The organism is Paraburkholderia kururiensis (assembly GCF_034424375.1).
In the GTDB taxonomy this organism is placed as follows: Bacteria; Pseudomonadota; Gammaproteobacteria; order Burkholderiales; family Burkholderiaceae; genus Paraburkholderia; species Paraburkholderia kururiensis_A.
On sequence record NZ_CP139965.1, the window covers coordinates 3929086 to 3942974 of the forward strand.

Sequence of the window (13889 nt, forward strand, 5' to 3'; positions counted from 1 at the left end):
ACGCCTCGTCGATCGTGTCGGGCTGACGCTGCGAAGTTATGCGGCGAGAACTTCCTTGCTCGCCTTCTTCGCGCCGATCTCGCCCAGCGCGCGCCGGTATTCGGTCGGGAATACCTTCACGAACTGGCGCCGCGCCGCGTCCCAGTTTTCCAGCAGCGCCTTCGCTCGCGGCGAGCCGGTGAACTGGAAGTGACGCTCGATCAGGCCCTTGAGCAGCGCCTCGTCCGTCTGGCCCGCGTGCCACAGCGCACGGTCCACGGTGTGCTCCTGCTCGGCCTGCTGCAGCACCGGTTCGAGCGCGACCATCGACTTGTTGCACTTCGGCGCGAAGGTGCCTTCCGGGTCGTAGACGTAGGCCACGCCGCCCGACATGCCGGCCGCGAAGTTACGGCCCGTCTCGCCCAGCACCACCACCGTGCCGCCCGTCATGTACTCGCAGCCGTGGTCGCCCGTGCCTTCCACCACCGCCGTGGCGCCGGAGTTACGCACGCAGAAGCGCTCGCCGGCCACGCCGCGGAAGAACGCTTCGCCTTCCAGCGCGCCGTACATCACCGTGTTGCCGCAGATGATGTTTTCTTCCGACTTGCCGCGGAAGTCGTTGGTCGGGCGGATGATGATGCGTCCGCCGGAAAGCCCCTTGCCGACGTAGTCGTTGCCATCGCCGACGAGGTCGAGCGTGATGCCCTTCGCGAGGAACGCGCCGAAGCTCTGGCCCGCCGTACCCTTCAGCTGGATGTGGATGGCGTCGTCGGACAGGCCGTCGTGGCCGTACTTCTTCGCCACCACGCCCGAGAGCATGGCGCCTACCGTCCGGTTCACGTTGCGCACCGGCTGGATGAACGAGACGTGCTCGCCACGCTCGATAGCGGCCTTCGCCTTCTCGATCAGCGTGTGGTCGAGCGCGCGGTCGAGGCCGTGGTCCTGCGACTCCAGATGGCGGCGTGCCACGTCTTCCGGCACGGCCGGCTGATAGAACACGTTCGTGAAGTCGAGTCCCTTCGCCTTCCAGTGCTCGATGCCCTTCTTCATGTCGAGCAGATCCGCGCGGCCGATCAGGTCGTCGAACTTGCGGATGCCGAGCTGCGCCATGATTTCGCGCACTTCCTCGGCCACGAAGAAGAAGTAGTTCACCACGTGCTCGGGCTGCCCCTGGAACTTCGCGCGCAGCACCGGATCCTGCGTCGCCACGCCCACCGGGCAGGTGTTCAGGTGGCACTTGCGCATCATGATGCAGCCTTCCACGACGAGCGGCGCCGTCGCGAAGCCGAACTCGTCGGCGCCCAGCAGCGCGCCGATCACCACGTCGCGGCCCGTCTTCATCTGGCCGTCGGCCTGCACGCGGATGCGGCCGCGCAGGCGGTTCAGCACGAGCGTCTGCTGCGTTTCGGCAAGGCCCAATTCCCACGGCGTGCCGGCGTGCTTGATGGACGAGAGCGGCGATGCGCCCGTGCCGCCGTCATGGCCCGCGATCACGACGTGATCGGACTTCGCCTTGGCGACGCCCGCCGCCACCGTGCCGACACCGCTTTCCGACACCAGCTTGACGGAAATGCTGGCCGACGGATTCACGTTCTTGAGGTCGTGAATCAGTTGCGCCAGGTCTTCGATCGAGTAGATGTCGTGGTGCGGCGGCGGCGAAATGAGACCGACGCCCGGCACCGAGTAACGCAGCTTGCCGATGTACTCGGACACCTTGTGCCCCGGCAACTGGCCGCCTTCGCCGGGCTTCGCGCCCTGCGCCATCTTGATCTGGATCTGGTCCGCCGAGACGAGGTACTCGGCCGTCACACCGAAGCGGCCGGACGCCACCTGCTTGATCTTCGAGCGCAGCGAGTCGCCGTCCTTGAGCGGAATGTCCCGTACGATTTCCTTGCCGATCACCGAAGCCAGCGTGTCGCCGTTCTTGATCGGAATGCCGCGCAGTTCGTTGCGATAGCGGTTTTCGTCCTCGCCGCCTTCGCCCGTGTTCGACTTGCCGCCAATGCGGTTCATCGCGATGGCGAGCGTGGCGTGCGCTTCGGTGCTGATCGAACCGAGCGACATCGCGCCGGTCGCAAAGCGCTTCACGATCTCCTTCGCGGGCTCCACTTCGTCGAGCGAAATGGCGCGCGCCGGATGCACCTTGAACTCGAACAGGCCGCGGAACGTCATGTGACGGCGCGTCTGGTCGTTGATCAGGTTCGCGTACTCCTTGTACGTCTGGTAGGAGTTGCTGCGCGTGGAGTGCTGGAGCTTAGCGATGGCGTCCGGCGTCCACATGTGGTCTTCGCCGCGCACGCGGTACGCGTACTCGCCGCCCGCGTCGAGCATGTTGGCGAGCACCTGGTTTTCGCCGAACGCGTCGCGGTGCAGGCGAATGGCTTCTTCGGCCACTTCGAAGAGGCCGATGCCGCTCACCTTCGACGCCGTGCCCTTGAAGTACTTCTGCACGAGGTCTTCGGCAAGGCCGACCGCTTCGAAAATCTGCGCACCCGTGTACGACATGTACGTCGAGATGCCCATCTTCGACATGACCTTCTGCAGGCCCTTGCCGACCGCCTTCGTGAAGTTGTAGACCGCCTTCTCCGGCGACAGGTCGCCCTTGAAGCCCGAAGCGAGCTGCGCGAGCGTTTCCATCGCGAGGTACGGATGCACGGCTTCCGCGCCGTAGCCGGCGAGCAGCGCGAAGTGGTGCACTTCACGCGCCGAGCCCGTTTCGACCACGAGACCCGTACTCGTGCGCAGGCCTTGCTGCACGAGGTGCGTATGGATGGCCGAGGTAGCGAGCAGCGCCGGAATGGCGACGTTGTCGCGGTCCGTCTTGCGGTCGGACACGATCAGGATGTTGTAGCCCGAGCGCACCGCGTCCACGGCTTCGGCGCACAGCGAAGCAAGACGCGCCTCGATGCCTTCCTTGCCCCACGAAACCGGATAGCAGATGTTCAGTTCGTACGAGCTGAACTTGCCGCCGGTGTACTGATCGATGGCGCGGATCTTCGCGATGTCCTTGAAGTCGAGCACAGGCTGCGAGACTTCGAGACGCATCGGCGGGTTGATGTTGTTCGTGTCGAGCAGGTTCGGCTTCGGACCGATGAACGAGACGAGCGACATCACCATGTTTTCGCGGATCGGATCGATCGGCGGGTTCGTCACCTGGGCGAACAGCTGCTTGAAGTAGTGATAGAGGGTCTTGTTCTTGTTCGACATCACCGCGAGCGGCGAGTCGTTGCCCATCGAGCCAATGGCCTCTTCACCGGCCTGCGCCATGGGCGCCATCAGGAACTTGAGGTCTTCCTGCGTGTAGCCGAACGCCTGCTGGCGGTCCAGCAGCGCGGCGGCTTCGCGGCGTTCCGTGGCGACTTCCTCGGCCTTCGGCTCGATCTCGTCGAGCTTGATGCGCACGGCGTCGATCCAGCTCTTGTACGGCTTCGCGTTGGCGAGGTTGTCCTTCAGTTCCTTGTCGTCGATGATGCGGCCGTGCTCCATGTCGATCAGGAACATCTTGCCCGGCTGCAGGCGCCACTTCTTGACGATCTTCGATTCGGGAATGGGCAGCACGCCCGATTCGGACGCCATGATGACGAGGTCGTCGTCCGTGATGATGTAGCGCGCCGGACGCAGGCCGTTACGGTCGAGCGTCGCGCCGATCTGGCGACCGTCCGTGAACGCGATGGCAGCAGGGCCGTCCCACGGCTCCATCATGGCCGCGTGGTACTCGTAGAACGCGCGGCGGTTGTCGTCCATGAGCGTGTGCTGTTCCCACGCTTCCGGAATCATCATCATGACCGCGTGCACGAGCGGGTAGCCCGCCATCACGAGCAGCTCGAGGCAGTTGTCGAACGATGCCGTGTCCGACTGGCCCGGGTAGATCAGCGGCCAGAGCTTCGGCAGGTCGTCGCCGAGCACGTGGCTGGCAATGGCGCCCGTGCGGGCGTTGAGCCAGTTGACGTTGCCCTTCACCGTGTTGATTTCGCCGTTGTGGGCAATCATGCGGTACGGGTGGGCGAGTTCCCAGGCCGGGAACGTGTTGGTCGAGAAGCGCTGGTGCACGAGCGCGAGCGCCGACACCACGCGCTCGTCCTGCAGGTCGCGGTAGTACACGCCCACCTGGCCCGCGAGCAGCAGCCCTTTGTAGACCACGGTGCGCGCCGAGCACGACGGGACGAAATATTCCTTGCCGTGCTTGAGCTTGAGCGCCTGGATGCGGTGGCTCGCGGTCTTGCGGATGATGTACAGCTTCCGCTCGAGCGCGTCCGTGACCATGATGTCCTTGCCGCGGCCGATGAAGATCTGGCGGATCACCGGCTCGGTCGCCTTCACGTTCGGCGAAATGGGCATGGCGTGGTCGACCGGCACGTCGCGCCAGCCCAACACCACCTGGCCTTCGGCCTTCACCGTGCGCTCCAGCTCCTGTTCGCAGGCGAGGCGCGAAGCGTGCTCCTTCGGCAGGAAGATCATGCCGACGCCGTACTCGCCGGCGGGCGGCAGCGTCACGCCCTGCTTCGCCATCTCTTCGCGATAGAAGCCGTCCGGAATCTGGATGAGGATGCCGGCGCCGTCGCCCATCAGCGGGTCGGCGCCCACGGCGCCCCGGTGATCGAGATTCTCGAGGATCTTCAGCCCTTGCTGAATGATCTCGTGGCTTTTCTTGCCCTTGATGTGCGCAACAAAGCCGACGCCGCACGCGTCGTGCTCGTTCTGCGGGTCGTACAGACCCTGGGCGGCGGGGCGCAGGGCACCCGGGTGCTCGTGGTGGTCGTTCATGGGGACACCGTCTGAAAGAGGACCGGTACGTAGACGTACCAGCCGTTGAAACCATGTTCTTGTTCCCGCTGCGCGCTGACGCCCGAGTGAGGGCCGCGCCGGGGAGCGGATTTCCCGCGTCGTGCGCCCAGGAATCGCCGGAATTCGGAATATACGCGACGAATCAATGAAATAGCAAACAAAATGTGATGATATGGAACCAATAACTGTATTGGTGCATTTTCTCCGTTTTAAATTGGTTCCATATCAAAATGGGGCAAAAGAAACGGCATCCGCAGATGCCGTCTTTCCCGACCGCCGCCCGGCCTGTCGCTATTGGGTCTGGGGCGTTTCCCGAACCTTGCGCGGCCGGCCGCGCGGCAGCGGCGACACGCGCCGGTTCGCCGTGCGCGACGCCCATTCGCGATACGACTCGCCGCCCAGCACCCAGCCCTTCAGCGTGGCCTGCAACAGCTGATTCGCTTCGCGCTCGTCGAGCGGCTGCTCGCACAGTTCGCGGTAGGCACGCTGCCGTTCGAACGGCGTATTGCCAAGCGACCAGTAGAGCGGATGGTCGGTGATGAGGCTATCGACTGTCAGGCCGATATGGTGGCGATAACTCGACCAGCGGTAGTCCTCGGGCGCGGTGACGAGCTTGTTGCGCACAGGCGAGAGTTCCACCACGCGGCTCGCGAGCAGGAAATACCGCTCGCCCTCGATCACCGTTGCGCGATAGCGGCCCTCCCACAACGTGCCGCGCCGCGAATAGCGCCGATTGAAGTGAGCCACGTAACGGCGGCCCACGGCCTGCATCGCTTTGGGCAGGCTCGCTTCGTCGGACGGTGTCACAAGCAGTTGCACCGCGCCCGGCATGAGCGCCCATGCGTGTACGGCGAGGTGATGATCGCGCGCCGCTGCCTTCAGGCAATCGATGAACAGCTCGTAGTCCTGGTCGTCGACGAAAGCGGGCTGCTGGTCGAGTCCGCGCAGGATCACGTGCTGGGGCTGGTCTGGGACATAAAGACGTGCAAGCCGTGCCATGCTGGATTTTCCAATAGTGGCGTTAGTGAATACCCGCGGGTCCGCACAACGGTCGCCGCGCAGCCTTCGGCGTGGCGTGGCTCGCGCGGAAACCCCGCAGCGCTTAGGGAGAAAGCTCTAACCGTGCCATATGGTCTGTTTGAAACGTCCTGGTCATAATGAGCACGCCTTTTATGGAGGAGCACATATGAAATTAAAACAGGCCTTGACGGGGATGGCGGCGCTCGCCTGCATGACCGCAGCGCACGCGCAAACGGCCAATACTTTTTACGTCACGACGGGGTGGTTTCATTTCATGCCCCAAGACAGCAGCGATCCACTCAAAGTGACCAACGTCGGCGGGTCGCCCGTCAACATCACGATCCCCAACACGGGCGCCGGCATCGACGATTCCGACACGATCGGTTTGAGTCTCGGTTACTTCATCACGGACCACATTTCGACGGAATTGGAACTCGGCATTCCGCCTAAATTCGACCTGAACGGCAAAGGCACCTTCGAACAGTTCGGCAAGATCGGTTCGGCAAAACTGTGGAGCCCTGCCCTTCTGTTCAAATACAACTTCAACGACGCCCAGGCGAAGTTCCGGCCATATGTGGGTCTTGGCGTGACCCGCGTCTGGTTCACCGACGCCAAGATCACCAACGGCCAGTTCGAGCAGGGCGTACTGAACGGTCCGACCAGCGTGTCGACGGATCGTTCCTGGTCGCCGGTATTTAATATCGGATTCAACTACGCGTTCACTAAACACTGGTTCGCCGGACTCTCCGTCTCGTACATTCCGGTCAGCGTAAAGGCTACCCTCAACACGGCTCGCTCGACACCGGTGGGTACGCTGAACGCGACGTCCGAAACGAAGATCAAGCTGAACCCGGTCGTCACTTACGTCAAGGTGGGCTACGCCTTCTAAAGCATCGGTACCGGCGAAGGTACGCAAGTCAGCGGCCCACTCGAGCCTTCGCCAGTTCTTCGCTTTTCACCTGAACGCCGCCACGGAATCTCGCCGGTTCCGTGGCGGCGTTTTTTGATTCTATGCCTGCCTGATCAAATGTGCTGACCCCGTAACGCGTTGTAATTCCGACAGTGTCCGCTGCCGGCTGCATGAGCGTTGCGGCGCCTGATAGGCCGCACAAAGCGGCGTGTTGCGCCACAGCGGTATCGCGGGCATCCAAGTTGCGTGATACTGGGCTTCCCGCGAATATTCCACGCAGGCGCGCGGGACGACACCTCTTCATTCTTCATCGACGGAGCGATCATGACTGCATTTCCCAACACTCGGGACGCCATCGGAGAATCCTGGAGCACGACCGGCCGCCACGCGCGCCGTATCGCGCGGCACACGCGCCACGCGGCCGAAGACGTGGCCGGCGAACTGCGCGCGTTGCTCGCCGAACTGGAAACGACGCTCGCCGACGGCACACAGGCCGACGCCGTGACGCTGCGCGCCGACATGCGCAAGCGCCTCGACGCAGCCCGCGCCCGACTCGACGAAACGCGCGCCGCCGTGCGCGACCGTGCTGGCGACGCGCTCGAGCATGCCCAGGATTACGTCCGGGAAAATCCGTGGCAGTCGCTGGCCATCGTAGGCGGCGTGGCGCTGATCCTGGGCGCGGTGCTGGCCCGGTCGCGATAAGGCGGAAGATGCGCGCCCGGGTATGAGCCGATGCCTGTCTCGGCCTGATACGGCCTGGGTTCAGGGGTTCAGGCGTCCAGCGAATCCGGCGCGATCAGGTCGATGCGGTCGGTACAGATCGTATCCACGCCCCACTGCACGAGTTCGCGCGCACGCTGCAGGTCGTTGACGGTATAGGCCAGTACGAACAGCCCCGCTGCCTTGATCTGCGCGACGCGTTGCGCGTCGAGCTGCTCGTGGTCCACGTGCAGGGAGACGCAGCCGAGGGCGTCTGTCTGCGCGCGCCAGTCCGTGGGCAAGTGTTCGACGAGCAGGCCGCGCGGCAGGTCGGGCGCCGCATCGCGAGCGGCCGCGAGCGCATCGAACGAAAACGACGACAGCAGCGGCGTCGGCTCCACGCCGGCCCACAGCCGCGCCGTTTCGAAGGCGACGAGCCGCCCTGTGTCCTCGTCGCGAGTGGGACATGGCTTGATCTCGACATTCGCTGCAAGTCCCAATGCCTTGCAGCGCGCGGCCACCTGCTCGAGCGCAGGCATGCGTTCGCCCACGAAAGACGCATCGAACCAACTGCCGGCATCGAGCGCCGCCAGCGCGTCGTAGCGCATGCGCGCCGCCGCGCCGCTGCCGTTCGACGTGCGATCCACCGTGTCGTCGTGCAACAGGAAAACGACGTTATCGACGGAGAGCTTCGCGTCGAACTCCACCATTCGGTGCCCGAAGCGAGCGCCCGTCTCCAGCGCGGCGAGCGTGTTCTCGGGAGCCAGCGTGCCTCCGCCGCGATGGGCGGCCACGCGCGGGTACGGCCATGTTTTCATTGGATGGGCTTGCATGGGCATGCGGTCCATGAGGGAATGCGACAGTCAAAATGACGACGAGAGGGAAACGGGCGCGAGCCGCTTGCATGCAACCGGCACCCGCGCTCAGTTGTCGGCAATCACGAAGAGCCGCTGATACTCCTTGAGCGCATAGCGGTCGGTCATCCCCGCGATGTAGTGCGCGACAAGGCGCGGCTGCACCGCCGGATCCTTCGACTGATACGCGGGAGGCAACAGCCGCGCGTCCTCGATGAAGGCGTCAAATAGGCCGACCACGACGCGCCGCGCCTTGTTCGCCATGCGCATCACGCGATAGTGACGGTAAAGATTCACGAACAAAAAGCGCTTCAGTTGCGTGGCCTGTATCGCGACCGTCTCGCTGTGCGCCACGAGCGGCGGCGCGGCGCGCACGTCGTCGAGCGACGCGGGCGCGTGCTCGGTCAGATTGCGGCGCGTCGTGTCGATCAGATCGACGATCAGCGTGTTGATGATCCGACGAACGGTCTCGTGAATCAGCCGGCGCCCCTCGATCTGCGGATAGTCGCGGCGCGCCGCCTCGTAATGCGTTTGCCAAAGCTCGACCTCGGCAAGCTGGTCGATGGAAAGCAGTCCGGAGCGCAGGCCGTCGTCGACGTCGTGATTGTTGTAGGCAATCTCGTCCGCGACATTGGCGATCTGCGCTTCGATTGACGGCTGGCGACCCAGCAGGAACCGCTCGCCGAGCGCGCCGAGGCGCCGCGCATTTTCGCGCGAGCAATGCTTGAGAATGCCCTCGCGTGTTTCGAAGCACAGGTTCAGGCCGTTGAACGCCCCGTAGTGCTCCTCGAGTTCGTCCACCACGGTGAGGCTTTGCAGATTGTGCTCGAAGCCGCCATGCTCGCGCATGCATTCGTTGAGCGCGTCCTGGCCGGCATGGCCGAACGGTGTATGGCCGAGATCGTGCGCAAGCGAGATGGCTTCGACCAGGTCTTCGTTGACGCGCAGATTGCGCGCCACCGACCGCGCGATCTGGGCGACTTCCAGACTGTGCGTGAGCCGCGTACGGAACAGGTCGCCTTCGTGATTGACGAACACCTGCGTCTTGTATTCGAGCCGCCGAAACGCGGTGGAGTGAACGATGCGGTCGCGGTCGCGCTGGAACTCGGTGCGCGCTGAAGGTGGCGGTTCGTCGAAACGGCGTCCGCGAGATTGCAATGAACGCGCCGCATACGGCGCAAGATGCGCTTCGAGCGCGGCAACCGTGGGAGAGGCAGCCGCGGCTGCGGCCGTATGGCCGTGCGGTTCACCCGGGATGTCGCTGCGCCTTTCGTTCACCGGCTCCTCCAGTTGTTGGCGCGCCGTCGCGAGCCGTGCTGTCTCGCGTTCGGCCGACGCCGGTCGTCTCAGGCGGCGACCGTTGCGGCAAGCGTGGCGTGGACGGCCTCGTCGGGCGCGCGGGTGATCAGCGTCTCACCGAAACGCTTCAGCAGAATGAATTTGATCGCACCGGCTTCGGCCTTCTTGTCGACCTGCATCAACTGCATGTAGCGAGCTTCACCCAGCGCGGGTGCGCGCGTGGGCAAATGTCCGGCCGCCACCACGCGAACGATGCGCTGGCGCGACGCTTCGTCGAGGTAGCCGAGACGCACCGAGAGGTCGGCTGCCATCACCATGCCGCAACCCACCGCTTCGCCGTGCAGCCACTCGCCGTAGCCCAGACCTGCCTCGATCGCATGGCCGAACGTATGCCCGAAATTGAGGATGGCGCGCAGGCCACCTTCGCGTTCGTCCGCCGCTACGACGGACGCCTTGATTTCGCACGACCGCTTCACCGCGTACGCAAGCGCTTCAGGCTCGCAACGATTGAGCGCTTCGACGTTGCCTTCGATCCACTCGAAGAACGCTGCATCTGCAATAGCGCCGGTCTTGATGACCTCGGCCACGCCGGCGGCCAGCTCGCGCTGAGGCAGCGTGCGCAGCGTCGCGATATCCGCGATCACTGCCTGCGGCTGGTAGAACGCGCCGATCATGTTCTTGCCGAGCGGATGGTTGATGCCCGTCTTGCCGCCCACCGACGAATCCACCTGCGAAAGCAGCGTCGTCGGCACCTGGATGAACGGGACGCCCCGCATGTAGCACGCGGCCGCGAAGCCGGTCATGTCGCCGGTTACACCGCCGCCCAGCGCGATCAGCGTGGTTTTTCGATCCGCCCGTGCACCGAGCAGCGCGTCGAAGATCTGGTTCAGCGTTTCCCAGTTCTTGTACGCCTCGCCGTCGGGCAGCACCACGGTCGAAACCTGCTTGCCGAGCGGCGCGAGCGCGCGCCGCAACGTCTCGCCATAGAGCGGGTCGACCGTCGTGTTGGTGACGATGGTGACGGCCGCGCCGGCGATGTGCGGAGCAAACAGCTCGGTACGGCCGAGCAGATCGGCCCCGATATGGATGGGATAGGCGCGCTCGCCCAGGTCGACGTGAACAGTGATCATGCTGGCCATTATGGATGACGACGGCTCATGACGCAGTGCTGCGGGCCACGCCCGCCATCTCCAGTTGCATCAAAACCATGTTGACGAGCCCGTTGACGGAAGGCCGCCCCGTCTCGATGACGAAATTGGCGCATTCGCGATAGAGCGGGTCGCGCACCTCGTACAGCGCCTCAAGACGCGCTTTCGGATCTTCGGTCTGCAGCAACGGACGGTTCTTGTCGCGGCGGGTACGCAACCAGAGGTCGTGCGGATTCGCGCGCAGATAGACCACGATGCCGCGGCTCTTGAGCAGCTCGCGATTCTCGGGACGCAACACGGCGCCGCCCCCCGTAGCCAGCACGATGTTTTCGCGGCTGGTGAGGTCCGCAATCACCTGTGATTCGCGGTCGCGAAAGCCCGCCTCGCCTTCCAGTTCGAAGATCAGGGGAATACGGGCGCCGGTGCGTGCCTCGATTTCATGATCCGAATCGAAGAAAGGCCGCTCCAGCCGGCGCGCCACTGCCCGGCCCACGGTGGTCTTCCCCGCCCCCATGAGCCCTACGAAAAATACATTGGCGTGTGCGTCCCGCGGTTGCAACGGTTTCCTCTGGTCAATCCGGTATGGTTCGTGCCGCAGCTTACTGGCAAAGCGACCGCCTTGTCGAGCCTGCGGGCACGGGCGGCAAGCCCCTCGCGCCCGCGCGGCAAGCCACTGCCGGGTACTGGCCGCCAGCGGCAACCGCACGTCGCGCCGCCGCTCAATTCGTCTGCACAACATGCGGCGTAATGAAGACGACAAGCTCGCTGCGCTGATTGCGCTGCGCACGGTGACGAAAAAGCGCGCCCAAAACCGGTATTTTGCCCAGGAGCGGCACGCGAGTCACATCGAGCCGTTCGTCGCTGGCGTCGATGCCGCCAATGGTAACTGTGCCGCCGTCCTCCACTTCGACGCGCGTCTGCACGTGCTTCGTGTTGATCGCGGGGCCTGACGCGGTCTGTTCACCGACACTGTCCTTTGCCACGTCGAGGTCGAGAATCACCCGGCCGTCGGGCGTGATACGCGGTTCGACCTCCAGTTTCAGGCTCGCGCGACGGAACTGGACGCCGGAGACGCCCTGCCCAACCTTGGCCTGATACGGCAGCTCGGTGCCTTGCTCCACGATGGCCTTCATCCGGTCTGCCGTGACCACGCGCGGACTCGACACCACCTGGCCGCGGCCCTCGGCTTCCAGCGCGCTCAGTTCCACGTCGAGCAATCGCGTTGCGCGCGCGGCGAGCAGCGTCATGCCGATATTCGCGGCGTCGAAGCCTGAAAGCGCCGTGGCGCCGAGGTTGAGCAGTGCGCCTTCCGTGCCGCCGTGCAGCCCCGTGGACGGTCCATCGTTTCTTGCGGACATCGCAAGCTTCACCCCGAGATTGCGCGAGAGGCCCTGTTCGCCTTCCACGATGCGCGCTTCGATCAGCACTTGCCGCGACGGCTGATCGAGGCGCCGGACCAGTTCGGCGAGCTGATCGAGACGCCCCTGAAGGTCCGTTACGAAGAGCAGATTTGTGCGGGCATCGGCCATGACGGAGCCGCGCTTCGAAAGCACGCGTTGGGCGCCCGAACCGGTAAACAGGCGGCGAAGGTCGTCGGCGCGGGCGTAGTGCAATTCGAAGGTGCGGCTGGCGAGCGGTTCGAGCTCCGCGGCGCGGGCGTGGGCTTCGAAACGCCGACGTTCGCGCGCCGCAAGATCGGCGGCCGGGACCACCCAGACAATGTTGCCGTGGCGCTCCATGGCGAGCCCATGAAGGTCGAGCAGCGTGTCGAACGCGGCGCGCCAGGGGACGTTGTCGAAGCGCAGCGTCACTTCGCCGCGCACGCGGTCGGCCGCAACGATGTTGAGCCCCGTGAACTTCGCGAACGCGTGCAGCACGGCGCCTAGTTCGGCATGACGAAAATCCAGCGTGATGGGGCGGTCCGGCGGAAGGCCGGCGTCGCGGGAGGCCGGGCCGCCGCTTGCGAGCCGCGCTTCGGCAGGCAGCGGAACGGGCGGACCTTCCAGCACGCTGGGTCGCGAACCTTCGGCATCTGCGGCGCGTGATGCCGAGCCGCCGCGCTGCGGACGTGAATTGTCCAGATCAACGTACGCGTCGATGAGTCCATCGTCTTCGGCTAGTTGCCGGTCCGGGGACGCGGCGAAGCGATAGCTCGCGTCGTCTTCCGTGTCGATACTGCCCGGCAAATTGCCGGAGTCTTCGGAGACGAACGGATTGCGCTGCGTGCGCGTCGCGGTGCGGGCTTTACTGCCTCGCGCGCCGTAGCTGTCGTCCGCGAGGCCCGCGGGTAGCGGAGGAACGTCGTCATACGCGGCGGCGGGGCCGTCGCTTTGCGCCCATTGCGGCAGCGGGGGTAGCGCGGCATGCACTGGGGCGGTCGCGAACCATGCGCAGAAAACGGCGATCGTGATGCGATCGAATAGCCTCATCGCGCCACCTCCTGCAGTACGAGTTCATGCGTACCGCTGTCGCTCGCGAGCGTGAGACTGGTCTCGCCTACGCCGAGAACCCGCTCGCCGAGAAGACGTTCGCCCGCAGTCACGTCTATCGCGCTGTCTGATGTTTCCACAAGCGCCAGCGCGTGCCTGCGATCACGTAGCAGACCGGTGAGGCGCAGCGCGTCGGCGGCGGCATCGGAACGATCTGCGGCAAACGGGTCGGCAAGATAGCGCTGGAAGGTCTCGTCGGGATCGAGCGCGAACAGGTCGGCCGCCCGGTCGCGGCTTGCTTCGCGCATGGCCTCGGGCACGCGCAGGTCGTCATGAACGTGCAGCAACGTCTCGATATGCAGTGAGTCGGCGTTGCGCTTCACCGTCGACTCGATGGGAACGGCGAGGGCTGGCAAGGCCTGAAGCCCTTGCAGGAAATCCATGAGCTGCGAGAAGTCAGCCTGCGCAGCGAGCTTGATCGGGCGCATCGCGTCCGTGGCCGATCCGTTCTCGGAACCTGGTTCCAGACTCGATAGCACCATGCCCGCCGACGCGGCTAGCGCGGCGATCGCCCGCGCGTCTCCGGCAAACGAACCGCGCTTGCCGGCTTCATTCGACTCTGGCAAACCGCGCGCGATACTCCGTAGCTCGGGCAGATGCGCGATGCCTTCGCGGGCATCGTCGAGGCGCGCTTGCGCCTCGGCAAGCGCCACGCGCGCGGCGTCGATACCGCTTACATCTTCGGTCAGCCACGCTCTTGCGCCGG

10 protein-coding genes are annotated in these 13889 nt (G+C 64.8%); 2 read left to right on the top strand and 8 right to left on the bottom strand.

What is annotated here, in order from left to right:
- Positions 1–36: 36 nt before the first annotated feature.
- A complete protein-coding gene (locus tag U0042_RS17585) occupies positions 37–4743 on the bottom strand; it encodes a glutamate synthase-related protein (protein WP_114814013.1) in 4707 nt (1568 codons plus the stop codon).
- Positions 4744–5055: 312 nt separating this feature from the next.
- A complete protein-coding gene (locus U0042_RS17590; RefSeq protein WP_114814012.1) occupies positions 5056–5763 on the bottom strand; it encodes a transposase in 708 nt (235 codons plus the stop codon).
- A 187-nt stretch (positions 5764–5950) separates the two neighbouring features.
- On the opposite strand from U0042_RS17590, the gene U0042_RS17595 reads away from it, so the two are divergent.
- Positions 5951–6673, top strand: coding sequence for an OmpW/AlkL family protein (locus U0042_RS17595; RefSeq protein ID WP_114814011.1), 723 nt, complete (start codon positions 5951–5953; stop codon positions 6671–6673).
- Between the two features lie 345 nt (positions 6674–7018).
- Positions 7019–7396, top strand: coding sequence for a DUF883 family protein (locus U0042_RS17600; RefSeq protein WP_114814010.1), 378 nt, complete (start codon positions 7019–7021; stop codon positions 7394–7396).
- Positions 7397–7464: 68 nt separating this feature from the next.
- Here U0042_RS17600 and ugpQ read toward each other — a convergent pair whose 3' ends face one another.
- From ugpQ to U0042_RS17630, 6 genes are all read right to left on the bottom strand, one after another.
- Positions 7465–8226: a glycerophosphodiester phosphodiesterase gene (gene ugpQ, locus U0042_RS17605; RefSeq protein WP_232833515.1), complete on the bottom strand. Its 762-nt coding sequence runs from the start codon at positions 8224–8226 to the stop codon at positions 7465–7467.
- Between the two features lie 90 nt (positions 8227–8316).
- A complete protein-coding gene (locus tag U0042_RS17610; protein WP_114814008.1) occupies positions 8317–9525 on the bottom strand; it encodes a deoxyguanosinetriphosphate triphosphohydrolase in 1209 nt (402 codons plus the stop codon).
- Between the two features lie 68 nt (positions 9526–9593).
- Positions 9594–10685, bottom strand: a complete 1092-nt coding sequence (gene aroB / locus U0042_RS17615; RefSeq protein WP_198665388.1) for a 3-dehydroquinate synthase — start codon at positions 10683–10685, stop codon at positions 9594–9596.
- Positions 10686–10701: 16 nt separating this feature from the next.
- On the bottom strand, positions 10702–11253 hold the full coding sequence (gene aroK / locus U0042_RS17620; RefSeq protein WP_114814007.1) for a shikimate kinase AroK: 552 nt from the start codon (positions 11251–11253) through the stop codon (positions 10702–10704).
- Positions 11254–11413: 160 nt separating this feature from the next.
- Positions 11414–13123: a type IV pilus secretin PilQ gene (locus tag U0042_RS17625; RefSeq protein ID WP_232833514.1), complete on the bottom strand. Its 1710-nt coding sequence runs from the start codon at positions 13121–13123 to the stop codon at positions 11414–11416.
- Entirely contained in the window at positions 13120–13836 is a 717-nt protein-coding gene (locus U0042_RS17630) for a hypothetical protein (RefSeq protein ID WP_157977881.1), read from the bottom strand. The genes U0042_RS17625 and U0042_RS17630 overlap by 4 nt, the downstream gene beginning before the upstream one ends.
- Positions 13837–13889 lie beyond the last annotated feature (53 nt).

What these genes read in the sequence shown, in the direction of transcription:
- U0042_RS17600 (WP_114814010.1), top strand. Translation starts at nt 7,019, where the DNA reads ATGACTGCATTTCCCAACACTCGGGACGCCATCGGAGAATCCTGGAGC.
- U0042_RS17590 (WP_114814012.1), bottom strand. Translation starts at nt 5,763, where the DNA reads ATGGCACGGCTTGCACGTCTTTATGTCCCAGACCAGCCCCAGCACGTG.
- aroB (WP_198665388.1), bottom strand. Translation starts at nt 10,685, where the DNA reads ATGGCCAGCATGATCACTGTTCACGTCGACCTGGGCGAGCGCGCCTAT.
- U0042_RS17595 (WP_114814011.1), top strand. Translation starts at nt 5,951, where the DNA reads ATGAAATTAAAACAGGCCTTGACGGGGATGGCGGCGCTCGCCTGCATG.
- ugpQ (WP_232833515.1), bottom strand. Translation starts at nt 8,226, where the DNA reads ATGCAAGCCCATCCAATGAAAACATGGCCGTACCCGCGCGTGGCCGCC.
- U0042_RS17625 (WP_232833514.1), bottom strand. Translation starts at nt 13,123, where the DNA reads ATGAGGCTATTCGATCGCATCACGATCGCCGTTTTCTGCGCATGGTTC.
- U0042_RS17585 (WP_114814013.1), bottom strand. Translation starts at nt 4,743, where the DNA reads ATGAACGACCACCACGAGCACCCGGGTGCCCTGCGCCCCGCCGCCCAG.